Below are 24,181 nucleotides of genomic sequence, written 5' to 3' on the forward strand. Positions count from 1 at the left end.
TCCCTCCCCGCCGCCCCGATGATGAAGCGCTGGAACCGCCCCCTGCTCGCGTCTGCTCTCGCACTGACGGCGCTCGCCGCCGCTCCGCTGCACGCGCAGACGGTTGAGCAGGGGGAGTTCGTCCTGCTCAAGTACCAGCAGCCGGTGGGAACCGAAGCGTACAACGTGCGGCGGGACAGTGCCGGAGGATGGGTGACCACCGCCCGCGCGGCTCTTTCCTTCCTTGGGCTCGACGCGCCGCTGGATGCCGTCATGCACATGGACGGGGAGGGAGCGCCGGTGTTCTATCGGGCGGCGGGGCGCACCTCCACGCTCACCAGCACGGAGGTCGAAGTGGCGGTGAGCGGCGGACAAGCGACCGTTCGCCGCGGCGGGTCATCCGAGCAGGTGGCGGTGCCGCCGCGTGCCTTCATCGCCTCGCCCTACGCTCCCGCCACGGTGGCGCAGGCGGCCTTCCGCCACTGGGTCGCGCAGTCGCGTCCGGCGGAGATTCCGCTCCTTCCCGAGGGGCGCCTCCGCTTCCAGGCGCGGGGGGTGGATACGGTATCCGTCACCGGACGTACGTGGATCCTGGACCGGTTCAGCGCCGAGGGGCTCGCCTGGGGCAGGCAGTCGCTCTGGTTCGACCGCGAGGGAAAGCTGGTGGCGCTGGTGCACGCGGACGCGGAACTGGACCGCTTCGAGGTCGTGCGGAAGGGCTTCGAGTCCGCGCTCCCGCGGTTCGTCGCCTCCGCCGTGCGCGACGGCGTGGCGGACCTGCAGCAGACGGCGCGCAGCATCCGCCCGGTGCGCGAGGGCAGCTACGCGCTCACCGGCGGAACGCTGGTGGACGGCACCGGCTCGCCTCCCGTGCGCGACGCCGTGGTGATCGTGCGGGACGGGCGGATCGCCGCCGCGGGACCCGCCGGCCAGGTGCGCGTTCCGGCGGGCGTGCCGAGGGTGGACGTGACGGGAAAGACCATCATCCCCGGGCTCTGGGACACGCACGTCCACTACACGCAGGGGGAATGGCTCGCGGCCGCGCTCGCGTCGGGGGTCACCACGGCACGCGACGGGGCGAACGAGATCGAGTGGATCACCGCGGTTCGCGACGCGGTGCGGGATGGGCGGGCGCTGGGGCCGCGGATGGTGCTTGCCGGCGTGATCGACGGGGGCGAGCACCCGCTGGGCGTCATCACCGCGTCGACGCCTGAGGAGGCCCGCGCCGCCGTCCGGCGCTACCACGCCGCGGGATTTCCGCAGATCAAGATCTACGAATCGCTCCCGCCGGCGCTGGTCCCGGTGATCGCGGACGAGGCACATCGCCTGGGGATGAAGGTGACGGGCCACGTTCCCACGGGGATGACCACGGCAGACTTCGTCCGCGCGGGAGTGGATGGGGTCAATCACCTGAACTTTATCATCTCCGCGATGCGGACGCCGGCCCGGGAGGGGCGGCCCGCGTCGTTCGATACGCGCTCCGCCGAGGCACAGGCGGCCATCCAGCTCTTCCGCGAGCGGGGCATCGCCGTGGAGCCCACGCTGGCCCGCTCGGAACAGCGGTCGCGGCCGCTGGATTCGGCGTACGTGGCGTACGAACCCGGGACGGCGCGAGCGCCGATGGAGCTGCGGGAAGCGCTGAACACGGTGGGTGCTCCCGCCCAGGTGGGTCCACGGGCGATCGCGTCGTTGCGCCGCGTTTCCAGCGTGGTGGTGGAGCTGCACCGCGCCGGAATTCCGGTGCTGCTGGGATCGGACCTGGTGGTGCCCGGCCACACCATCCACCGCGAGCTGGAGCTGGCCGTGCAGGCGGGCCTCACGCCGCTGGAGGCGATCCGCGCCGCGACGGAGGGAGCGGCCCGGGCGTTCGGGATGGAGCGCGAAGCCGGGACGGTGCAGGCGGGGAAGCGTGCGGACCTGGTGGTGCTCGGCGGCGATCCACTGCAGGACATCATCGCGATCCGCCGCGTCGATCTCGTCATCACCGGCGGCCGTGCCTTCGAACCGGCGGACTTGTGGCGCGCGGCTGGATTTGCTCCTTGATCGTCGAGGCGGGTGAACCCGCCGCAACGACAGCGGAAAGCCTCGCAAACCCCGCGAGGCTTCCACCGCACGCGCACCGCGTCTGCCGACGTGCGACCGATTCCCCCCTCTCCGCATGCGCAGCGTGCGGGGAGGGGCCGGGGGAGGGGCAACCCGCGGGCAGGCGGCGACACCGTTCCTTGCGCCAGCACCATCCAGACTCAATGATGGGCCACCCTGTCGAACGACTCCACCCCACCACTCGGAGCGCAATGAAGATTTCTTCCCCTCGCCGGACCGGCTCGCCTCGCTGGCGCCTCCCGCTGCTGTGCGCGGCGCTGGGCAGCCTCTTGCTGGGAGCCTGCACCGTAACTGCGTCTGCCGGCCGCTCGAGCGCCGGCTCGTGGGCCGGTGACGAGGCGCAGATCCGCGCCGCCACGACAGCGTCCGCCGAAGCGTGGAATCGCGGCGACCTGAAGGGTCATCTCTCGATCTACGTCGATTCGGTGACGTACATGACGCGCAACGGGCCGCGGCCGGGCGTGGGTGCCATCGAGCGCGATTTCACCGCCGCGTTCTTCAACCAGGGCATGCCCAAGCAGCAGCTGCGCTTCGAGCAGCTCACCGTGCGGCGGCTGGGGCCCGAGGCCGCGCTGGAAACGGGGCGCTTCATCCTGTCGGGCGGCGGGCAGCCAGACCAGTCCGGCTGGTTCACGCTGGTGTGGGTCCGCACCGCCGATGGCTGGAAAGCAGTGCACGACCACTCGGGCTGATCGGCATTCGCTGGAAAAGGACAGCCCCGGCAAGCGCACGCTTGCCGGGGCTGTGTCGTTTGTGAGGCGAACCGTGCTACGTGTTGGCGACGGTCACGGCCTCCACGATCTTGCCCTCGCGAACCAGGGCGTAGCCGGTGAGCTTGCCCTGCTTCTTCCACGTGCTGGGCGGGTTCTGGAACGCCCACACCTCGCCGTCGTCACCGGCCTGGCGCTGCAGCTTTTGCCACGCCATGCGAATGCGCAGCGCCGCCATGTCCGGCAGGTGGCGGGCATAGGAGGTCGGGGCGTTGTCCACGCGCTCCGTCAGCCACTCTTCGATGATCTTCATGGGTCCTGCCCTGAATCCGGTTGATCGCACCCGTCAGGGCAAATGGACCTGACGCTTGCAAGCTACCGCAAACGGCCGCCTCACGCTACCGTGGAGCCGTCTGGCGCCGGTCTCGGCGCGGCACCAGAATCAACGGATCCCGCCAGAGAACGACCATCCCCAACACCCACATCTGACCATGCGAATCGTGACCTACGGCGCGGCGTGCAGCCTGGACGGCTTCATCGCGGGGCCGGACCACTCGCTGGACTGGCTGCACTTCAGCAAGGACGTGCAGGAGTTCTTCGGCGCGTTCATGGCCACCGTCGACACCATCGTCATGGGGCGCAAGACGTGGGAGGCGTCGGCCGGGCAGATTGGCCCCGATGGCTACCGGATGCGCACGTACGTGTTCTCGACGTCGCTGGAGCGCATCGACCACCCCGCCGTGGAACTGGTGCGGGAAGACGCCGCCGAGTTCGTGCGGCGGATGAAAGGCGAGCCAGGGAAGGGGATCTGCGTGATGGGCGGCGGCGAGCTGGCGTGCTCGCTGCTGCGCGCGGAGGTGATCGACGAGGTGGGATTGAACGTCCACCCGCTGCTGCTGGGCTCCGGCGTTCCCCTGTTCCGCGACGCCGGGCGCATTCCGCTGGACCTGGTGGAATCGCGCGTGATGGACGGGGGCTGCGTCCTTTCCCGCTACCGCGTGCGCACCGGCTGATCGTCACGGTCGATCCGGCGTCTCCACCCACACGATGGACAGCCGCTGTCCGGCTGGTGGCACGCGCCATGACGAACCAGGTCCCGCGCCGGATGCCGGCGCGGCGGATCCCTGGACAGCAGATGGACGAAATGGCCGACGAGCGCCCGCAGGACGACGACCGCATCCGCGTCATCGGCTACACCTGGTCGCCGCGCTCGCACGACGTGCGCGACTTCCTGGCGCGCACCCGGGTGCCGTACCAGTGGCTGGACTTCGAACACAACCCCCAGGCGCGGCGCCAGGCGGAGGAGCTGGGCGCCACGGCGGGGAGCGGACTGCCGCTGCTGGTCTTTCCCGACGGATCGCACGTGGCCGACCCGGACGACACGGCGCTGGCCGAAAAGGTGGGGTTGAGCACCCAGCCAGACCTGCCGTTCTACGACCTGATCATCGTGGGTGCTGGCCCCGCGGGGATGGCGGCGGCGGTGTACGGCGCCAGCGAGGGCCTGCGCATCCTGCTGATCGAGCGCGAGGCGCCGGGCGGTCAGGCGGGGATGAGCGAGGCCATCGAGAACTACCTGGGCTTTCCCGAGGGGCTGCGCGGCAGCGAGCTGGCCGAGCGGGCCATGCACCAGGCGGAGCGGTTCGGCGCGGAGGTGATCGTGGCGCGCGAGGTGGTGGGGCTGCGCGACGACCGGTCCAACCGCGTCGTGCGCCTGGACGACGGCACGGAGCTGTGCGCGCACGCGGTCCTGCTCTCGCTGGGCGTGTCGTGGCGGATGCTGGAGGCGCCCGGCTGCGATCGGCTGATCGGCCGGGGCGTATACTACGGCGCCGCGGCCGCGGCGGTGCCCACCTGCCGCCAGCGCGACGTGATCCTGCTGGGCGCCGGGAACTCGGCGGGGCAGGCGGCGCTGTACCTGGCGCGATTCGCCCGCTCGGTGACCATGGTGGCGCCCGAAGCCGACTTTTCGGAGCGGCTGTCGGAGTACCTGCTGAACCGTATCCGTGGGACGGAGAACATCCACCTGCGCACCAGTTCCAAGGTGGTGGAGGTAGAGGGCGGCGACCTGCTGGAAAAGGTGACGATCGAGCACGTGGACACGGGCGAGCGCGAGGTGGTGGAAACCGCCACGCTCTTCGTCTACATCGGCGCGGCGCCGCGGACGGAGTGGCTGGAGGGCGTGGTGGAGCGCGACGAGAAGGGGTTCGTGCTGACGGGTGCGGACCTGGACGGGGCAAAGTGGACGCTGGACCGTCCGCGCTACCTGCTGGAGAGCAGCATTCCGGGGGTGTTCGTGGCGGGTGACGTCCGGTCCGGATCGGTGAAGCGCGTGGGCGCGGCGGTGGGCGAGGGGTCGATGGCCATCCAGTTCATCCACAACCACCTGCGCGGACGCTAGCACTCTCGCTCTCCACAAACGGAATGGGAGAGGGGGTACACTTCAGACCGGTGCGCTTCGAGCGGGGGCCCGGGCTACGAACGAAAGGGGACCGGCGCGAGCGCGCCGGTCCCCTTTCGTTTGCCTGCAGGCTGCATCAGGGCAGGGTGCCCACGAACGCCGCCATGGTGGCCGTCTTCTCGCCCGCGTCGATGGAGCGGAAGCCGGCGCCCACGAACACCTGGTTGTCGTTGTACGTGATGTACGACGCGTCGGTGTAGTTGTAGGGGCTCGCGCCGAAGCGCGCGGTGTAGGTGGGGCCCACCATCCGCACGCCCGCCGAGGTCAGCTGGACCTGGCGGTAGTACAGCACGATGGTGCGCACGTCTTCGGTGCCGCTCTGGCCGATGGCGACGCCGGTGACCGCGTAGCCCGACGGAACCTCACCGAACGCCTCGAGGCTGTGGTTGGGCGACGAGCCGAAACGGTAGTCCACCGTCGCGCCCCAGCTGCCGTCGGCGTTCACGCGGCGGCCCCGCAGGGCCAGCGTCGTGTAGTCGTCGCTGCCGTTGATGCGCGCCCCGAGGCCCGTGACCACCAGGAACCCGCACGAAGACGAAGTGGTTCCCGAGACTTCCAGGAAGCTGTACGGCTCGACGCCCGCGCGGTACTCGGTGTAGTTGGTGATCAGGCTGCTGCACGGCGGCGGCGGCGGGGTGTAGCACCCGCCGTTCGGGTCGTTGGGGTCGCACTCGGGCTCGCACGGCTGGTCGAAGCCGCAGGGCTCGCAGGGTTCGTACGGGGTGCAGTACGCGAGCGGCTGGGCGCCCAGCCGTGCGAGCGCCGAGGTGCCCGGAATGACCACCACCGTGCCGGCGGGGTTGTAGTTGGTGGCCACCGCCTCGCCCGTGGTCGGGTCGATGATGGAGGTGGGGGCGGACCGCTGCTCCGCAGCCTGATCGGCGGCGGCCGCCGGGGCCGTGGGCTGGTCGCCGCAGGCGCCCAGCACGGACAGCGCGGCCGCGGACGCGGCCAGGACGAGGGTCTTCAAACGCATTTTGGCGTGCTCCAGGGAGGGGAAGGGAACTTGGTACGAGTGCCGTACCGTCGGAACGGGAGCCTTGGCCGTCGCCGTGGCTCCTGCAGCCGGGCGCCACCGCGGAGCCCCCGCCTGCATCAACGCGTGATCGTGGGATCACATCGCGATTGTTGTCCGAATAGGATATCACTCCTCCTTGTTGCCCGCAAGGTTCCCGAACAAAATTTGAGAGATGTTCGCGAAGCAGCACACCGATCACGCGCCTTGGATTTCCAGAGCGTCAACGGCATGGCTCTCTGTCATCCTGAACCCGAGCCGCGCTGGACCGCGAAAAGCCGGGGTCCGGTGTTCCTGAAGTGATGTTGCGATACTCGGATTGTGTGGCGGATCCCTCAGTCGCTGCGGATTGTGGCGTGAGGTCTGGTCGGGCGTGGCCGCTCCATCGGGATGACATCGTTCGCTTCGGCAGGTGTGGCTGCGGGCGGGTGAAGCCTGGACCCGGACGCCTTTGCGTTGCGGTCGGGTTCACCCGCTCTTGGACCCCGCTTCCGGAATCCCCGCGCACGTTCACCCTGGCCGGGGCCGCACGCGGGCGGTGGCTTGGGCCTGCAGGGGGTCGTCGGGCCAGTAGTGCTTCGGGTAGCGGCCCTTCAGGTCCTTGCGGACGTCGAAGTATCCCGTCTTCCAGAAGCTGGCCAGGTCCCGCGTCACCTGCACCGGGCGGTGTGCGGGGGAAAGCAGGTGTATGGTCAGCGGCACGCGCCCGCCCGCGATCCGCGGCGTTTCCGTCATCCCGAACAGCTCCTGCAGCCGCGCCGCCAGCACCGGCGCGTCCGGATCGGAGTAGTCGATCGGCACGTGCGAGCCGCTGGGCACCGTCACGTGCGACGGCGCCTGCTCGTCCAGCGCCATCCGCCGCTCCCACCCCAGCATCCCCAGCAGGATCTCGGACAGGTCCAGCCGCGCCAGGTCGTCCAGCCGCGTCATCCCGTAGACGAACGGCCCCAGCCAGTCCCCCAGCGTGGCCGCGAGCGCCGACTCCGACACGTCCGGCCACGTGGGATCGTGGCGGTGGACGAAGCCGATGCGCTCCTGCAGCTGCCGCGCGCCCTTGCCCCACGGCAGCGCGCCGATCCCCTCGGACGCGATCCCCTCCAGCAGCGCCGCCGCGACCTCGCCGGGATCGGCGTCGGTGACGGCGGACTCTCGCAGGACCAGCGCGCCCAGCAGGGACCGGCGGCGCGGGCGGACGGCTCTCGCCCCCGCGTCCCACGCCACTTCCGTCACCGTGCGCACCTGCTCCGCGAAGTGGCGCTCCACGTCGTCCTGGTCCACGGGTGCGGCGAGGAAGACGCGGCTCTCGCGCCCCTGACCATCGAGCTCCGCGGCGACGACGTAGGGCGACTGGGCCAGCGGATCGGACTCCGCGATCGCGGCGCCGCGGCCGTTGCGGAGGAGGAATCGGCCGGGCTTTCCCGGCCGCCGCTGCCCGATGCGGTCGGGATAGGCGAAGGCCGCCAGCAGCCCGGCCGCGTCCACGTCGTCCACCGGGCCGCCGCGTACGCTCAGCCGCCGGCGCCACTCGCGGGACTCCGCCAGCACCCGGCGAAGCCCGCCCTGGTCCACGTTCGGTGCGTGGACGCGGCCGCCGGAGGCCAGTTCGCGCAATGCGTGCAGACGCAGGCGGAGGTCGGATTCCGGCGGATCGCCGCGGCGGAACACGTCGCGGTCGCTGAGCAGCGCGGCCAGGTCGCAGGCCAGACCGCCGAGCCCCAATTCCATCCCGCGGAGTGCCATGTGCGCCAGGCGCGGATGCAGGGGCAGCCCCGCCATCCGCCGGCCATGCGGGGTGATGGAGCCGTCCGCGGCGAGCGCGCCCAGTTCGGACAACAGCTCACGCGCCTGGGAGAACGCCCCGGTGGGCGGGGGATCCAGCCAGGCCAGCTCGGCGGGATCGGCGACGCCCCACGCGGCCAGCTCCAGCGCGAGCGGGGCGAGGTCCGCGTCCAGAATCTCCGGCGTGCCGTGCGGCACCAGGGCCGTCTGCGCGTGCTCCGGCCACAGGCGATAGCACACGCCCGGGGCAACGCGCCCCGCGCGCCCGCACCGCTGTTCGGAGGACGCGCGCGACACCGTCGTCGTTTCCAGCCGCGTCATCCCCGTCCGCGGCGAAAAGCGGGGCACGCGCATCATCCCGCTGTCCACCACCACGCGCACGCCCTCGATGGTCAGGCTGGTTTCGGCGATGGAGGTGGAGAGCACCACCTTGCGGCTGCCGGGCCGGCTGGGCGCGATGGCCTCGTCCTGCGCGGGCTGCGGCAGGTTTCCGTACAGCGGCAGGACACGCACGCCGGACGGGAGTTCGCTGTCGCGCAGCAGCTCTTCCGTGCGATGGATCTCCGCCGCCCCGGGAAGGAAGACGAGGATGTCGCCGTCGGCGGATTCCAGCGCGTGGCGAACGGTTCGCGCCACCGCCGGCTCGATCCATCCCTCCACGCGGGCGGGCAGGTAGCGGACCTCCACCGGGTGCATCCGCCCCTCGCTGGTGACGACGGGCGCGTCGCCCAGCAGCGCGGCGACGGGCGCGCCGTCGAGCGTGGCCGACATCACCAGCACGCGCAGGTCGTCGCGGAGCACGGAGCGCGACTGCAGCGTCAGCGCGAGCCCCAGGTCGGCGTGAAGGCTGCGCTCGTGGAACTCGTCGAAGATCACCAGCCCCACGCCCTCCAGCGCGGGATCGCCCTGCAGCATGCGCGTCAGCACGCCCTCGGTCACCACTTCGATGCGCGTCGCCGGGCCGACCCGCGTTTCCATCCGCACGCGGAATCCCACCGTTGCGCCGACGTCCTGCCCCAGCGTGCGCGCCATGTGCCGCGCCGCCGCGCGCGCCGCCAGCCGCCGCGGCTCGAGCATCACGATCTTCTGCCCCGCCAGCCACGGCTCGTTCAGCAGGGCCAGGGGCACGCGCGTGGTCTTGCCCGCGCCCGGCGGCGCCTGCAGCACCGCGGCACCGGACGCGGCCAGCGCGCTCCGCAGCTGGGGGATGACGACTTCGATGGGAAGCTCGGACATGCGATCGACGAACGAGAGCCGCGCACGGGCGTTCCGCGCGCGGCTCTGAATGTATCAGTGCGGGAGGGAGGATTCGACCCATGCCCGGCCGATCAGATTCGCTGGATCCGGGTGCTCAGCGACTCGGCCGGTCAATCCGCGCTGCCGGACGGAACGCGGGGGCGATCGTCAGCCGCTGGCTCGAGTTCCCGATCGGGGGACGAAGCCGGGACGGGTATGGCGGGCGCGCCCTGCCCGGCACCCCGGCCCGACAAAACCCGGAACCTGTCGTCGCCCGCGCCGCGTAGCCGCTGGTCGCACGCCCTCTGGAACTCGCTCACCAATCGTGGGTCCAGCTCCTGCTGCCATCCGCCGACCTTCCCCTGACGAATGAAGGGCGCCTTGGTGTCGGTCGGGGGCGTCCGCGCCCTGACTGCGAGCCTGTGTTCGTGCTCACGCATGAAGGCGAAGGAACACCTCTCCAGGATCCTGGGCATGTCGGCAGGATCGATCGTGATTCCGCAGAAATCGGCGATGCGCTTCACCCCCGTCTCCAGGTCCGCGCTCAACTCCTCGTAGCTGACGACCAGTACGTTCAGGCGTTCCTCGTTGCGGAGCCACCCCTCGACGTGCTCGAACCAGCTCCCGTAAGGCACCCGCCCCTTTATGAACTCATCGAAGAATTCGTCCAGCGGCCGGCCGTCCCACCCTGGCCAGTATTTGCGGGCGTGGTGGTAGTAGGATACTGCGACATCGAGCCCGTTGCGGACGCCGTAGATGTACCGCCCCGGTCCCTTCAGCACGTCGCGGTACCGGTGGTGACTCTTCACCGCGCGCACTGTTCCTGGAAGGTCGGAGATCTGCCGGCCCCTGGGCATCAAGGTCTCTTCCAGATCAGGCGACACTTCGTCGATGTGAGCGAACTCCATCGCTCCATCCGTGGTAAGCTGGTACACGATCATCTGGAGCCATGTCGTACCCGACTTGGGATACGTGACGATGAAGATGTCATCCGGAGAGCCGTCGTAGGCCAGGTTGTAATGGAGGCGCTTCCCCCGCCGGATCTTTTCGTGGAGCCTCATGGCAAGCGGCCTCACAACGGCATTCTCGATCGACTGCAGCAGCGACACCGTAGAGCCGACAAGCGCGCTTTGGATCTTGGGCTGGCGTATCCGGGCCATTGGCGAGTTTCCCTGTTCGACGTGCCGCGCACATCCCCGTAACGGGAGTGCGCCGTTGGATGTACGAGAGCGAGAGTAGGAAGTCTGGCCAATAATACCTGACATATTGTGCACCGTCCACCCGCACCGCCGCTGGAAGCGGAGAACGACGCCAGCGGATCGGAGCCAGCGAGTGCCGGCGCGTCGGAACCGGCGTGGGCGCGCCCCGCCGCCGCTGGCCGATTCGGTCGGATGGGCGGCCAGGGGCACGCGCGTCGTCCTGCCCGCGCGCCACTCCGGTTAGAACGGCAGCCCGAACCCCAGGTTCACGCTCGTCCGCTCGCCCTTGGCCACCGTCAGCGTGAGCGCCTGTCCCGCGGCGGCGAAGAACACCCCCCCGCCCGCGGCCGTGTGCCAGTTGCCGTGGGAGCGGCCGTCGTACCACACGCGTCCCGCATCCGCCAGCGCCAGCACGCCAAAGGTCCCGCGCAGCCCCAGGTTGGCGCGGAAGAGCGGCTGCCGAAGCTCCGCCCCGCCGAAGAGCATCTGGTCGCCGGCGAAGCGCTGGCCCGTGTGGCCGCGCAGGGTGCTTCCGCCCCCCAGGAACGCGGCCTCGTGGAAGGGGAACTCGCCCCACACCCGCTTGCCCCCGGCACGCACCGCCAGCACCGGCCCCGCGCCGAACGACACGTACGCCGATGCCGCCGCGTGCGCCTCGCCGAACGCGCCCGCGGCGTCCCACAGGGCCGGGTAGGCCGAGGCGCCCGCCCGCATCCGCCACCCGCTGCGCGGAAACGCCCCGTCGTCGCGGCGGTCAAGCTCGGCCTCGGCGCGGGCGCCCACCTGGCCGAACGGCTCCAGCCCCAGCGGCGCATCCAGGTCCAGCGGGCTCCCCGCCTCCACCTCCGGGTCCGTCCACTTGGCGACGGGCCCGATCTGCAGCTCCCCGCTTCCGGCGAAGGGGATGTTCAGGGCGGGGGCGACCATCACCTGCCGCAGCCAGGTGTCGTACAGGTCGCTGCTGGAACCCAGGCGCTCGGTGTCGTTGCCGAAGCCGAAGAAGCGCACGTTCTCCAGCTCCGACGCGTACGCGTCCAGCGTGTACCAGTGCCGCCGGTTCTCGGGGTGCACCTCGGCCGTGTACGACAGCAGGAAGCGGTTCTCCAGCGGCGACCAGGCCCCGCGCAGCCAGGTCTTCCAGGCGTACGGCTCGCGGCGGAAGCCGTACTTGGTCATCTTGGGCCCGCCGCCGAACACGGGTCCGGCGCCACGCTTCCAGTCGACGTAGGTGGAGAAGACCGACGAGCTCCAGCCCCAGTCGCGATAGGTGCGGCGGCCGGTGATGCTGCTGCTGTCCACCGGCTGGTTCCACTCGCGGGTGGATACCTGCGTCGCGCGTCCGCGGACGAACTGGTTGTCGCCCTTGTCGTCGTAGAAGGCGACACCGGTAGACCCGGACGAGTCGGCCAGCACGTCGTCGCCCCCGCCGCCGATCACCCGGATGCCGATGCCGTGCCCCCTCCCGCGGACGACGGCGCGGTCGTCGCCCCCATGCAGGTACAGCCGCACGTCGTCGGTCTCGTCGGGCACGAAGCGGCGCCGGAAGCTGACGATGCGCTCCTCCGGGCGTCCCGCGCCGGTGACGGTCACCTGCAGCGAGCCGTCGTCCATGCGCTCCAGGACGGCCACCTCGGCGGCGTCGGTGGTGTGCACGTCCACGTTCAGCGCCATGCGCTTGTAGAACGCCCGCGCGATGTCGGGCAGCGCCTGCCGCCGCTCGACCAGCTTCGTGCGCATGCTGGCGCCTTCCAGCGCGTGGTGCTCGGGCGGCATGGCGCGCACGGCCCGGTCGATCACCTCGTCGGTCAGCCGGGCCTGCAGCGCCGTGGCGACGGAATCCCACGTTTCGCGCGGCAGGTCGGACAGGAGCCGCCGGTCCAGCGGCTCGGCCTGCAGCGTGAGCCCGGTCAGGCTTGCGTACTCGCCCTCGAACTGCACCTGGCGGGGAAAGACGCGGCGCGCCAGCTCCAGCACCAGCCCCTCGTGGTCCACGAAGGCGTTGTCGCGGTCGCGGGGAATGGGGCGCCACACCCGGAGGTTGCCGCGGCGGAAGCCGGCCCAGCGCCACTGGTCCTCGTGCCGGTCCCAGTCGCCGACGAAGAGGTCGAGCAGCCGCGCCGCCAGGAACTCGCGGCTGTCGAGGCGCTCCGTGGGGCTGTCTTCCAGGTCCTTGAGGAACTCGTCCGTTCCCTTGACGTTGTCGGCCCCTGCGAAGGGCGGGCCGGCGATCTGCGCGCCAGTCTCTTCGTTCTCGTCGTCGCCCGCCTCGGCGTCCTCGTCATCGTCGCCGCCGGGACGGTTCTCGTCCGGGCGCTCCTCGATCATCCCCACCACCCCGTCGAACTGCTCGCGGAAGCGGCCCAGCGACGGTTCGCCCTTCATCACCACCAGCCGCGGCCGGGCGTGAAGGATGCCCGCGGCCTGCAGCAGCGGCGAGGTGATGGAGGGGGAGACCGGGTTGGATGCGCTCACCTGGTCCTGTACGATCCACTCGATGACGGTGCCCTCGAACTCCGGCCCCAGCCCCTTGCGCACGTTCTTGTTCAGGGGGCGGAACACGTAGCGGCGCCCGTCGCGGCCGCGCAGGTGCAGGGTGTTGCTGGCGAAGTCGCCCCCCACGCGCAGCGGCGTGATGCCGCCGGCGAAGGTGTCGGGGTCCAAAACCTCCACGCGCACGGGCTGCGTCCACAGGTGGCGATAGTTCTGCCCCCAGAGCGCGCGGCGAAGGGGGCCGGCGTCGTACCACTCGCCGGCCACCACCGTAACGGAATCGGGCTGCGCCGCCGCGGGCGCCGCCACCAGGGCGGCGACGGCGGCGAGCAGGCCGAGGATCGAACGGAAACGAGTGGCCATCTGCTCTCGTGTAAGGCGGGCCTCGCGCGCGCCATGCCCGTACGCGGCCGCGCGAAGTCCGAAGCTGTCGGTAGCTTCACGGCCGCTTGCACTTTGAATGCCGCGTCGCCCCGGTGCGCGCAACTGACGTGGCAGCAGAGAGTTGCGTCGCCCCTCGCCGCCGTGCGGACGCATGCGGCGGTGTGCCGATTCGTGAGTTAATCTTCGTCTAACCAATCCCGGGTAAACTTTTTGGCCCTGAGTTACGTCATAGTGTGCGTAGTCGATGACGCGACGTTCAACCCAACGCCTGGAAGGCACCGATGACCAAGACGCTCTCGCGCTCCGTGCGCTTCATGTTCGCCACGCTGGTCCTTACCCTGACCGCGTACACCCTGCTGGAGTCGGCGCTCGGCGCGAGTCCCGCGCGCGCCGACGCCGTGGCCGCCGCGCCCGCGCAGGAGGGGCTCTCCACCTGCGGTACCGAATCGGCGCCGTGCCAGCTGGAGGCCGTCACGGTGCATGCCGATGCGCCCGACGCGCACCTGGCCTCCAGCGATCGCGCGCCGCGGATGACCCTGCGCGTCCGGACCTGACCGGCGCCTGCTTGAATCGCAGTCCCCTTCCATGCAAGGAGCCCCGCGCCGTCATCGGCCGGGGCTCCTGTGTGTTTTCCGCCACCCGCGTCAGCCGTGCAGCCGCTGGTGCGCCTCACGGATCTCCACCGCCACCCGGCCGCCCATCCGCACCCCCGTCACCCCGGTCGCTACCAGCATCAGGACGATCGCGCCCGTCATCAGCCACGGCGGGGCTGGCCCCCGCCCGGTGGCCGTGAGGAACACCTCCACCTGGATCACCCCCATCAGCGCCGTCGTCATCACCGCCATCAGCGCCAGGAACGCACGCAGCCGGGCCACGATGGGCGCCCGCGCCTCCGCCGGAAGCGCCAGGAACCGCGGCTTCTCCGGCACGTTCCACAGCTCGGGGCGGTACTCGCTCACGCGGCCGATCACGAACAGAAACCCGGCCATGGCGGTGGCGATCAGCGGCAGCAGGAACCACGAGAGCAGCGACGTGCTGGCCCACCCGTCGGGGTTGCCGGCCAGGTCGAAGTGAATGGGAATGCGCTCCGGCAGGCGCGGATACGCCGCCGCGGACCCCGCGTAGAGGGCGGCCAGCAGTCCCAGGGTCGCCAGGCGGAGAGGCTTTTCGGTCATCGTTCGTACGTGGGTCGCGGTTGGTTTCTTCCGTCCCTTGCGATGTGATACGGACCGCGATGGAAAAGGTGGCGCTACCCGGGATCAATCGCGCCGCACCACCGTTCCGTGCAGCACCACAAGGCGCACGTCGCGCGCGCGGCGGATGGCGAGCGTGGGATTGCCCGCGGCCGGGCCGCTCGCGTCAGGCGCGCAGCCGGTGCGCCTCGCGGATCTCGCGACCGACCCGGTTGCTCATCAGGGCGGTCGCCACGCCGGTCACCATCAGCATCACGAGGACTGCGGCGGGAATCAGCCACCGAGCCGCGGTACCGTCGGGGGCGGTCGCCGTGAGGAACATCTCCAGCTGGATCGTCCCCAGCAGCGCCGTCACCAGCACGCCCACGAGCGCCAGGAATGCGTTCAGCCGGGCCACGATGGGGGCACGTGCCTCGGGCGAGAGCGAAAGAAAGCGCTCCTTCTCCGGGATGTTCCACTGCTCCGGGTGGCGGTCCGACGCGCCTGTAGCCAACCGCAGCAGCCGGAACACGCCGGTGGCGATCACCGGCGGCAGCAACCACGGGATGACCGAAGTCCGGGTCCACAGGTCGGGGTTGCCGCCCAGGCCGAGGTGGATGGGCGTGTGCACCGGCAGCCGGAGATACGTCACGGCCGAGGCCGCGTAGAGGGCCGCCAGGAGGGCCAGGTTGATCCGGTGCAGCGTCCTTGCGTTCATCGTTCGTACACGGGTCGCGGTGGATGGTCTCCGGTCGTATGGATGATTACGGGACCGCGATCGAAAAGGTGGCGCTACCCGGGATCAGTCGCGCCGCACCACCTTTCCGTGCAGCACCACCAGGCGCACGTCGCGCGCGGCGGCGATGGCGCGCGTGGGATCGCCCGCGACCGCCACCAGGTCCGCCAGCAGCCCGGCGCGGATGGCGCCGCGGTCCGCCAGGCGCAGGACGCGCGCGTTCACCGACGTAGCGGAGCGCAGCGCGTCGATGGGGCGCATCCCGTAGTCCACCATCAGTTCCAGCTCGCGCGCGTTCTCGCCGTGCGGAAACACCCCCGAGTCGCCGCCGAAGCAGATGGTGACGCCCGCGTCCAGCGCCTGGCGGAAGCTGGCGCGCTTGGTGGTGATCCGCGCCGGCTCGGGCTCGGTCCCTTTCCGCCAGCCCCGGTACTGCGCCACGGCATCGCCCGCGGCCAGGGTGGGGCAGAGGGCCACGCCCCGCTCCCGCATCATCCGGAAGATCTCCGGCGTTCCCCCGTCACCGTGCTCGATGGTCACCACGCCGGCCAGGATGGAGCGCCGCATCCCTTCGGGCGATGAGGCGTGGGCGACGACGGGCGTCCCCGAGGCCCCGGCCGTCTCCACCGCCAGGCGCAGCTCGTCCACGCTGAAGGTGGGCTCCGTGGCGCCACGCGGCCCCCAGCGGTAGTCGGCGTACACCTTCACCCAGTCGGCCCCGCCGCCGATCTGCTCGCGCGTCACGCGGATGATCTCGTCGCCGTCCGCCTCCTGCGCGCCCCGTGGCGACGGAAACTCCGGCGCCAGCACCCGCGGCCCGTAGGCGCCGGTCGCCACGATGGCGGGGCCGGACACCAGCAGCCGCGGACCCGGGATGATACCCTGCTGGATGGCCTGCTTCAGCCCCACGTCGGCGTACCCGGCCCCCTCGGAGCCCAGGTCGCGGGCGGTGGTGAAGCCGGCCATCAGCGTGGCGCGGGCGTGCACCGTGGCGCGGGCCACGCGCAGCGACTGGCTTTCGCGCAGCACCTGGTCGTCCCACGACGTCTCGTCGTACGGATGCAGCAGCAGGTGCGAGTGCCCCTCGATCATCCCCGGCATCAGCGTGGTTCCGGGCAGGTCGATCACCTGCGCGTCGCCGGGCGCGTGGAGCTGCGCGGCGGGCCCGGCGGAGACGATCAGGCTGTCGCGCACCAGCACGGCCCAGCCCTCGTGCACTGCAGTGCCGTCGAAGACGCGGTCGGGCCTCAGCAGCAGCGTGGTGCCCTGCGCCGGAAGCGCGCTGGCGAAGAGCAGCAGGGCAAGGAGGAGGATCAGGCTTCGCATCGGCTCGCTGGGACGGCTCGTTGAACGTCTGCGGCCGAAGCGTCGTTTCGCCCGGCCGGAGCGGGACAGGATAGCGAACTCGTGGGCGCGGCGCACGCCGCGGAAGGCTTGTCTTTAGGCGCCACGGATTCGCATATTCCTGGGGCGACGGCTCCGCGCCGCGCTCGGCTCTCCCCGCGATCCCCGCCAGGCACCATGCCCTCACCGCTTTTCGGCCTCTCGCACGTGCGCGTTGCCGCGCTCCTCAATCCCACGCTGGAGCTGATCCGCGCGCGCCGAAGCCTCGACGCCGCCGATCACGAGGCGTGGATCGGGAAGGTGTGGGAGGACAGCGGACCGGGTGCAGGCGGCGCCAAGGCCGCGGCGTACGGTGACGGGGTCCGCTTCGTCCTGGAGATGGGCGGATACATCCAGCGCACCGGGGACAGCTGGGCCCCCGCTCCCGGGCCCGCCGGAGCGATCCGGGACCCCCTGGCGCTCGTGAAGGAAGCCGCGGAGCTGGTGGGCGACCGGGACACCACCGACGCTGCGTTCCCCGGATCCGTCGGGGGCTCGCATGCCATCGAGCGGGATTTTCGCGAGGCCGGCGGCCACGCCCGCTCCGTCGGGCTCGCGCCGGATTCGGATGACGCAACGGGTTCCTATGGAGGCGGCACCGGGTGGGCCGGCGCAGCACCCGAGTGGCCGCTGGAATCCGCCGGCCCCGCGCCGGAGCCGGCTCCATCGGAATCCGCCCCGCCCGAACCGGCTCCGCCACCGCCCGCCGCACCGCGTTTCCCGGATTTCTGCGTCCTGGTCGCTGGCTCCGGCGCCGAGCACCCCTCCGACCGGCCGCTGAAGGCCGACCAGGAGTACGTCCTCGAAGTCATCATCACGCCCGACCCCCACGGCCTGCCCGCCACGGGCGAACGCCAGCCGATCCGCGACCCGGGGCAGGCGGAAACGGTGAAGGTGTTCGTGACCGCCGAGGCCGACGACGACAGCTTCGTGCACATCGACCAGCCGCTGGACTCGCTGGACCTGCCCCCCGGCAGTGGAGCCTCCACCGCGGCGCGCTTCGCGTTCCGGCCCAGGCGCAAGTCGGCCGGGCCGGGGGACCGCGCCGCCATCATGGTGCGGATGTACTATCGGCTGAACCTGCTGGCCCGCACCGTCGTGAGCTTCGAGGTGGGCGGAAAGTGGGACGAAGCACGCCGGAAAGACGCCGTGAGCATCGAGTCGCTGGTCCTGGACCCCACGCTGGCGGCGCTGGACGAGGTGGTGCCGCAGGACCTGCACATCGACGTCACCTCGCGCGCGGACGACGGCTATCGGCTGAACGTGCTGTACCGCAAGCCGGGCGGCGAAGAAGTGGTGTTCCCCGCGCGCCTGCGGATCACCACGGCCGGCCTGGAAGACCGGCTTCGCGATGCCCGCGACGAGCTGCACCGCATCGCCACCAGTCCGGAGTACACCAGCGGGCTGCGGGCCACCTCCGACCAGTTCGCGGCGCACCTTCACAGGCTGGCCAGGACCGGCCAGCGCCTCTGGTCCAAGCTGTTCGACGAAGACCAGGACGCGGCGGCGTTCGACCTAGCCGCGGTGCTTCGCGAAAACCCGCCGCCCCCGGGCGCGCGCATCCAGGTGACGCTGGCGCCCGACGCGACGGAGTTCATCTTTCCCTGGGGGCTGATGTTCCAGGGAGAGATTCCCAAGGAGAGCTACGTCGCGCCGGACACCGACGGCTTCTGGGGCACGCGGTACGAAGTGGAGATCCGGCTTCCCCAGTCGCCCCTTCCGCGCGACCGCCCGGTGGAAGCGCCCGGCGCGCTGAAGCTGGCGTTCATGCTCTGGGAGCAGTTCCGCAACTCGACGGGCCAGAAGGAGTTCCTCGCGGAGCTGGCGGCGCGTTCCGGCGGAAGGCTGGAGGTTGGCGAGCCCATCCTGCGCGCCAGCCTGTGCAAGGACCTGCTGGCCGATTGCGACGCGCAGGTGCTGTACTTCTATTCCCACGGCTACACCCGCCCGCGCAAGGCCGACACCACGCCCGACGGCGATCCCCAGGGCGCCGCCAGCCCGGACCGCAACCGCACCTGGATCGCGCTGACCAACGGCAGGCTGTACCTGGACGAGCTGATGCACGAGGTGCAGGGCAAGTTTCCGTCGCAGCCGCTGATCGTGCTGAACATGTGCGAATCGGCCGAGATGAGTCCGTCTCTTTCCGACAGCTTCGTCAGCTTTTTCCTGGACCGCGGCGCCCGCGCCGTGGTGGGCACCGAGTGCCCCATGACCGTGGAGTTCGCCGATCCTTTCGGCCGGCGGCTGCTGGAAGGCGTGCTGGCGGGGCAAACGGCGTCGCGCGCGCTGATGGACGCCCGCCGCCACTTCGTGCGGAACGAGCGAAACCCGCTCGGGCTGGCGTACACGCTTTACGGGACGGCGAGCGTATGCTTTGCGCCGCCCGTGCTTTCCCAACCCTGATCACGAAACGAGGAGATCCGATGTCCGACGAGAGCCTGAGGTCGCAGGTGGATGGTCTGCTGGAATCCGATGAGGACCAGCTGTTCGCGGAGCTGGGGATCCGCGCGAGGGCGATGCAGGCCGATCCCCAGGTGGCCGGCTCGTACTCGCCGCAGGTGACGCACAGTGCGGCGGAGATGGGCGTGCTCGACGACGTGCGCGATTTCGGGCGCAGGGTGTTCAAGCGCTGGAACGTGCAGGCGTGGGAGCTGGTGTGTGGCACGGACGCGGACGACAGCAAGGACCGCGACGATTTCCTGGGCGCCATCGGCGTCGACAAGAGCGTCGCGACGGCGGCGCTCGCGACCCTCCTGGTTTCGCACCTTGCCCTGGCGCCGGCCATTGCCGCGGTGGCCGCGGCCATCATCATCAAGCGGTTCGCGCGTCCGGCGTACGAGGAGTTCTGCTCCAGCTGGAAGGGAAGCCTTCCCGCGGCATCCGGCGGGTCCGAGCCGGCCGCGGGCTGAGCCGGGCAGGGAGGAACGAGCACACGGGCGGGGCCGGCATCGGCCCCGCCCGTGGTTGTTTCCGTCGGAGGGCTCAGCGCCGGACGTTCTGCTTCACCACTACGCGGGCCAGGTGCGCCTCGTTCACCACGTCGGAGTGCGACCACGAGTAGGTGAACCGGTTGATGACGATGCTGGCGCGCACCTTCTTCGGCGGCGCGGCGGCCAGCAGCCGGCGCGCCTCCGCCGGCTCCTCGAAGCAGAACCAGCCGATGCGCTCGTCGCCCGAAAAGCGGGGCAGGCGCACGGCCGATTCGCGGTCCAGCTCGAAGCAGAGGGCGGGCGAATCCGGGTCGTCCGGGTGCGCCCGGGTGATCCCCGAAACCGTCGTCTGCCCGGTGAAGCGCACGCTGCCCACCCACTCGCCGTCGGGCATGGACTGCGCGATGTCCTTGGATTCCAGGACCATTCCCGCCACCGTGTCGCCCACCTCCACCCGGGCGGGATCGAAGATGACCCTCCCCCGCGCGTCCCGCGACGGGGGTGACGCCGTGTCCGGCGGCGTCTCGGCGGGGGAAAGCAGCGTATCCGGGGCCGCGTCGCCGGCCGCTGATCCGCCCCCGTCGCACGCGGTGGAGAGGAGGGCGAGGCCCAGGAGCGCACAGAACGTTTTCATCGATGCCGTCGTAAGTGGTTGGTCGCGTTCACGGTGCGGGGGGCTTCCGCATCCGGCGCTTCGTGGCGATATTCCGCGCACCCGCCGTACCATTCCCAATCTCCCCTCCCTGATGCAAACCACCGCCGCCATCCCCGGCCTGCGCGCCTGCCCCGCGTGCGGCACCATGAGCGCCACACGTTTCTGCGGCGACTGCGGCCGCGCCGTGGACGGAACTCCCGCGCGGACGGTGGAGGTGCTGAAGGAAGGCGCCTCCGAGCTCTTCGGCGTCGACAAGAGCGCGCTGCGCACCATCCGCGACCTGCTGCTGCACCCGTTGAAGGTGGCGCAGTCCGTCCGCGGTGACAACGAGGCGGGATACGTCCGGCCGTTCCGCCTGTTCTTTCTCCTGGCGGGCGCGTACATCCTGCTGCTGACGACGGTGCAGCCGCACTCGTTCGACATGTCGTCGCAGGCGACCCCCGACCAGCTTGCCGCGATGGCGAAGGCGGCGGCCGGCAACGGGATTTCGCTGGAGATGATGAACGAGCGCTTCGGCCAGCGGATGAACATGCTGCTGCCGCTGATCACCGCGGTGATGCTGATTCCCCTTGCCGCCCTGTTGCGGCGGATGGACCGGTCGCGACCCGTGGGCGATCACCTGCTGACGATGGCCAGCATCATGAACTCCATGTGGATCACCTGCATCCTGCTGATTCCCCTGGCGTTCCTGGGCAAGTGGCCCTTCATCATCGCGGCGCAGCTGACTGGAGTCGGGTACATCTCCGCCGCCATCATCCGCCTGTACCCGGCCGCCACCCGCGTGCGAACGGGCCTGCGCCTCGCCGGCTTTCTGCTGGCGGACTACACGCTGACGATGCTCCTGTCCGTGGGCCTCACCCTGGGCGTGATGATCTCGGTGCTCCACTTCTGAGCACCGCCGGGATGGAGCGAAGCGGGCGGAGGCCGAACCGGTCTCCGCCCGCTTTTCTTTTGTCCGTGCGGTGGCGGATCAGGACGCGGCCACGGCGATGGGGCGCCCGAGGGAGGCGGGTACCTGCTCGGGGTCCATGGGCCGGGCGAAGAGGTAGCCCTGGCCGTACTCGCACCCCATCGCCCGCAGCGCGGCGAACTGGGCGGGCTCCTCGATCCCCTCGGCGACGATGGCGACACCCAGGCTGCGGGCGAGGGCGACGATCGTCTGCACCACGGCGGTGCCGTCCGCGCGCTGCACGAAGGAGCGGTCGATCTTCAGCCCGTCGAGCGGCAGCTGGTGAAGCAGGCTGAGCGACGAGTACCCGGTGCCGAAGTCGTCCAGGTAGATGGGAATGCCCAGCGCGCGGAAGCGGCGGAGCAGGGGGATGGCCTGGTCGGGATCGCGCATCACCGTGCTTTCGGTGAGCTCCAGCTTCAGGCTTCCCGGCCGCAGCCCGTGCTCGCCGACGGCGGCCTCCACCTCCTGCAGCAGGCGCGCGTCGCCGAACTGGCGGGCAGACAGGTTCACGCATACGAACCGCGGGTCATCGGCCGGGTACTCCGCCTCCCACGCGGCCAGCTGCCGGCAGGCTTCGCGCAGCACCCAGCGCCCCAGCGGCACGATCAGCCCCGTGTCCTCGGCCACGCCGATGAATTCCACCGGCCCCACCAGCCCGCGCTCGGGGTGGTGCCAGCGCACCAGCACCTCCCATCCCACGGTGCGCTCCGTCGCCAGCTCCACGATGGGCTGGTAGACCAGGCGGAACTCGCCCCGCCGCACGGCCTGCCGCAGGTCCGTCTCCAGCTGGAGCCGCCGCAGCGACTCGTGGTGCATGGAGCGCGTAAAGACGGCGAAGCGCTCGGCGCCCAGCGAGCGGGCGTGGTACATGGCGGCGTCGGCGTTGCGCAGCAGCTCGTCCGGGTGCCCCTGCCCGTCGGCCGAGAGCGCCACGCCGATGCTGGCGGAGGTGAACACCTCGTATCCGCCCAAGCTGACGGGAGCCGAGAGGGCGGCCTGGATCTGCTCCGCGCGCCGGGCCGCCTCGACGGCATCGCCCACTCCGTCCAGCAGCAGCACGAACTCGTCGCCCCCGAAGCGCGCCACCGTGTCGGCGGGGCCCACGCACGCCAGCAGCCGGGCGGCCACGATCCGCAGCAGCTCGTCGCCCTTCAGGTGGCCCAGCGAGTCGGTGACCAGCTTGAAGCGCTCCAGGTCCAGGAACACCACGGCGAAGGGCCGCGGGGCGCCGTCGTCCCCCGTGCGCGCCGCGGCCTGGGCCAGCCGCGTGCCGAACAGGGTCCGATTGGGAAGGTCGGTCAGCGCGTCGTGAAGGGCGTCGTGGCGCAGGCGCTCTTCGGCGGCCTTGCGGCCGGTGACGTTTTCCACCATCGCCACGCAGAACCGCGGCTTTCCCGCGCCGTCGCGCACCGCCGATGCCGCCAGGTGCACCCAGATGGTGTTGCCGCTGGGGAGCAGGTAGCGCTTTTCCACCCGGTACGAGCTGCGCCGGCCGGCGGCCATGTCGCGGAAGAGCGACAGGTTTCCGTCCGTGTCGTCGGGATGGTTGAGCTTCCAGAACTCCAGCCCGTGCAGCTCCTTTTCGCCCAGCCGCACCATCTCGCGGTAGGCGGCGTTGGTCTGCACGATGCGCCCGTCCATGGTCACCACCAGCACCCCGATGGCGGCGCCCTCGAACATGGCGCGGAACCGCTCCTCGCTGTCGCGCAAGGCCGTCATGGCGTCGCGCGCGGCGAGCTCGGCGGCCGCGCCCGCGGCCAGCTCCATCAGCAGCCCCAGATCCGGCTGCTTCCACGCCCGTCCGGGTTCCGCTATGGCGAGTGCGCCGAGCACGGTGCCGCTGGCGTCCCGCACCGGCACCGCCAGCGCCCCGGCGGCGGCCTGCGGCTCGGCGGACGCCATCGCCCGGTCCATCCCCGCCCGCAGCGCGCCCAGCAGCGACGGGTCGCCATGCGGGCGCTCCACCCGCGAGCCGTCGGCCTCACGCGACAGCAGCAGCGCGGCCGGCACCCCCAGGGTGCGGGCCGCCAGCCGGGGCCAGTCGGTGCGGTTGCGGGCGCCAGGATCGGGCACGTCGGGGCGGGTGAGGGGGCCGGCGTTCACGCCCTCGCGCGAACGGACAACATCCGGGGGAACAACCGGAGGGTACGTTGAATGGTTAGCCGTGGGGGTGGGGAAACGCAATGATTCGAATCACGACAAGACAAAAGCGCCGGCCCGTGCGGGCCAGCGCTGATGCGGGACGGAGCGGCGAAAGAGGGGCCGCCCGCCGGGTGGATATGGCCGGAAAGCGGCCGCGGGCTATGACGGGTTTAGAGCCGCGGCCCCTTGCGGGCGGTGCGCCGGTCTTCCAGGCGGATCATCCACAGGCATACGAAATACACCACCACCACCAGCAGCCCGAACACGGCGATATTGCGGAAGAGCGTGCCCCAGCCAGCCATATGTCCCTCGTAGGTTTCTGTCCCAGGTCAGCAAGTCGGCGCACAACATACACCGGGCGCCGCCGTCCGGCTAGGATGCGCGGCCCCTCACCCATCCTCGCTGACACTACGGTTCGTCGGCCCATGCGCGGCGGGCCCCGGCTGCCGTGGGGCCCTCACCCCGCCGCGCGGACACGCGTGCGACCCTCTCCCACATACAGCGTGGGAGAGGGGGTACACTTCAGGGTTGGGGGCGTCGGGCCGAGCCCGGTGCTCGGGCGGGCGCCCCCCAACCCCAACCCTTCCCCCGCAAACTGCGCGGGGGAAGGGAGCCAGTTGATCGCACCAAGCCAGCCGAAGCGCACGTCACGCAAGCGGTGTGTTTCTCCCCCTCCCCTGCGAAGCGGGGGACGGGGGCCGGGGGGAGGGGGCTCCCGAGGCGTGAGCGGCAGCCCGTCGAACCGGGATTGAAGTGCTCCTCTCTCCCGGCTCTCTCCCGCGCTGTTTGCGGGGGAGAGGCCGGGAGAGGGGGCGGCCGCGGAATGCGCCGCAGCCCCGTCGAACCGCGATCGAGGTA

19 protein-coding genes are annotated in these 24,181 nt (G+C 70.9%); 8 read left to right on the forward strand and 11 right to left on the reverse strand.

What is annotated here, in order from left to right; genetic code table 11:
- Nucleotides 1–18 precede the first annotated feature (18 nt).
- Nucleotides 19–2,022: an amidohydrolase family protein gene (locus tag VF632_RS18425; RefSeq protein ID WP_331024403.1), complete on the forward strand. Its 2,004-nt coding sequence runs from the start codon at nt 19–21 to the stop codon at nt 2,020–2,022.
- Between the two features lie 251 nt (nt 2,023–2,273).
- Nucleotides 2,274–2,774: an SgcJ/EcaC family oxidoreductase gene (locus VF632_RS18430; RefSeq protein WP_331024404.1), complete on the forward strand. Its 501-nt coding sequence runs from the start codon at nt 2,274–2,276 to the stop codon at nt 2,772–2,774.
- A gap of 76 nt (nt 2,775–2,850) precedes the next feature.
- On the opposite strand, the gene VF632_RS18435 is transcribed toward VF632_RS18430, so the two are convergent.
- Nucleotides 2,851–3,105, reverse strand: a complete 255-nt coding sequence (locus VF632_RS18435) for a hypothetical protein (protein WP_331024405.1) — start codon at nt 3,103–3,105, stop codon at nt 2,851–2,853.
- A 178-nt stretch (nt 3,106–3,283) separates the two neighbouring features.
- On the opposite strand from VF632_RS18435, the gene VF632_RS18440 reads away from it, so the two are divergent.
- Both VF632_RS18440 and VF632_RS18445 read left to right on the forward strand, forming a co-directional pair.
- Complete coding sequence (locus VF632_RS18440; RefSeq protein WP_331024406.1) at nt 3,284–3,805, forward strand: dihydrofolate reductase family protein; 522 nt, start codon at nt 3,284–3,286, stop codon at nt 3,803–3,805.
- 122 nt (nt 3,806–3,927) lie between these two features.
- On the forward strand, nt 3,928–5,190 hold the full coding sequence (locus VF632_RS18445; protein WP_331024407.1) for an NAD(P)/FAD-dependent oxidoreductase: 1,263 nt from the start codon (nt 3,928–3,930) through the stop codon (nt 5,188–5,190).
- A gap of 136 nt (nt 5,191–5,326) precedes the next feature.
- Here the strand turns inward: VF632_RS18445 and VF632_RS18450 are convergent, their stop codons facing one another.
- From VF632_RS18450 to VF632_RS18465, 4 genes are all read right to left on the reverse strand, one after another.
- Nucleotides 5,327–6,226: a hypothetical protein gene (locus VF632_RS18450; RefSeq protein WP_331024408.1), complete on the reverse strand. Its 900-nt coding sequence runs from the start codon at nt 6,224–6,226 to the stop codon at nt 5,327–5,329.
- A 549-nt stretch (nt 6,227–6,775) separates the two neighbouring features.
- Entirely contained in the window at nt 6,776–9,280 is a 2,505-nt protein-coding gene (gene hrpB / locus VF632_RS18455) for an ATP-dependent helicase HrpB (RefSeq protein WP_331024409.1), read from the reverse strand.
- A 131-nt stretch (nt 9,281–9,411) separates the two neighbouring features.
- Nucleotides 9,412–10,440 (reverse strand): sulfotransferase domain-containing protein, encoded by a 1,029-nt coding sequence (locus tag VF632_RS18460; protein ID WP_331024410.1) that lies wholly within the window; start codon nt 10,438–10,440, stop codon nt 9,412–9,414.
- 279 nt (nt 10,441–10,719) lie between these two features.
- The gene (locus VF632_RS18465; protein WP_331024411.1) at nt 10,720–13,332 is read right to left on the reverse strand and encodes a BamA/TamA family outer membrane protein; all 2,613 of its coding nucleotides are present in this window, start codon (nt 13,330–13,332) and stop codon (nt 10,720–10,722) included.
- 302 nt (nt 13,333–13,634) lie between these two features.
- Between VF632_RS18465 and VF632_RS18470 the strand changes: the two genes are divergently transcribed.
- On the forward strand, nt 13,635–13,907 hold the full coding sequence (locus tag VF632_RS18470) for a hypothetical protein (protein WP_331024412.1): 273 nt from the start codon (nt 13,635–13,637) through the stop codon (nt 13,905–13,907).
- Between the two features lie 90 nt (nt 13,908–13,997).
- On the opposite strand, the gene VF632_RS18475 is transcribed toward VF632_RS18470, so the two are convergent.
- From VF632_RS18475 to VF632_RS18485, 3 genes are all read right to left on the reverse strand, one after another.
- Nucleotides 13,998–14,528, reverse strand: a complete 531-nt coding sequence (locus VF632_RS18475; protein ID WP_331024413.1) for a DUF1648 domain-containing protein — start codon at nt 14,526–14,528, stop codon at nt 13,998–14,000.
- A gap of 184 nt (nt 14,529–14,712) precedes the next feature.
- Nucleotides 14,713–15,243, reverse strand: coding sequence for a hypothetical protein (locus VF632_RS18480; protein WP_331024414.1), 531 nt, complete (start codon nt 15,241–15,243; stop codon nt 14,713–14,715).
- Between the two features lie 84 nt (nt 15,244–15,327).
- Nucleotides 15,328–16,587 carry a metal-dependent hydrolase family protein gene (locus VF632_RS18485; RefSeq protein ID WP_331024415.1) on the reverse strand — a complete coding sequence of 420 codons (1,260 nt, stop codon included), beginning with the start codon at nt 16,585–16,587 and terminating at the stop codon, nt 15,328–15,330.
- Between the two features lie 195 nt (nt 16,588–16,782).
- Between VF632_RS18485 and VF632_RS18490 the strand changes: the two genes are divergently transcribed.
- Together VF632_RS18490 and VF632_RS18495 are read left to right on the forward strand one after the other, a co-directional pair.
- On the forward strand, nt 16,783–19,047 hold the full coding sequence (locus tag VF632_RS18490) for a CHAT domain-containing protein (RefSeq protein WP_331024416.1): 2,265 nt from the start codon (nt 16,783–16,785) through the stop codon (nt 19,045–19,047).
- A gap of 20 nt (nt 19,048–19,067) precedes the next feature.
- A complete protein-coding gene (locus VF632_RS18495) occupies nt 19,068–19,553 on the forward strand; it encodes a hypothetical protein (protein WP_331024417.1) in 486 nt (161 codons plus the stop codon).
- Nucleotides 19,554–19,626: 73 nt separating this feature from the next.
- On the opposite strand, the gene VF632_RS18500 is transcribed toward VF632_RS18495, so the two are convergent.
- Nucleotides 19,627–20,208 carry a hypothetical protein gene (locus VF632_RS18500; RefSeq protein ID WP_331024418.1) on the reverse strand — a complete coding sequence of 194 codons (582 nt, stop codon included), beginning with the start codon at nt 20,206–20,208 and terminating at the stop codon, nt 19,627–19,629.
- 112 nt (nt 20,209–20,320) lie between these two features.
- Between VF632_RS18500 and VF632_RS18505 the strand changes: the two genes are divergently transcribed.
- Nucleotides 20,321–21,121, forward strand: a complete 801-nt coding sequence (locus tag VF632_RS18505; protein WP_331024419.1) for a hypothetical protein — start codon at nt 20,321–20,323, stop codon at nt 21,119–21,121.
- Nucleotides 21,122–21,199: 78 nt separating this feature from the next.
- Here VF632_RS18505 and VF632_RS18510 read toward each other — a convergent pair whose 3' ends face one another.
- Nucleotides 21,200–23,284, reverse strand: a complete 2,085-nt coding sequence (locus tag VF632_RS18510; RefSeq protein ID WP_331024420.1) for a putative bifunctional diguanylate cyclase/phosphodiesterase — start codon at nt 23,282–23,284, stop codon at nt 21,200–21,202.
- A gap of 209 nt (nt 23,285–23,493) precedes the next feature.
- Entirely contained in the window at nt 23,494–23,625 is a 132-nt protein-coding gene (locus tag VF632_RS18515) for a hypothetical protein (RefSeq protein ID WP_331024421.1), read from the reverse strand.
- Between the last annotated feature and the right edge of the window lie 556 nt (nt 23,626–24,181).

The sequence above is a fragment of the Longimicrobium sp. genome (assembly GCF_036388275.1).
Classification (GTDB): domain Bacteria; phylum Gemmatimonadota; class Gemmatimonadetes; order Longimicrobiales; family Longimicrobiaceae; genus Longimicrobium.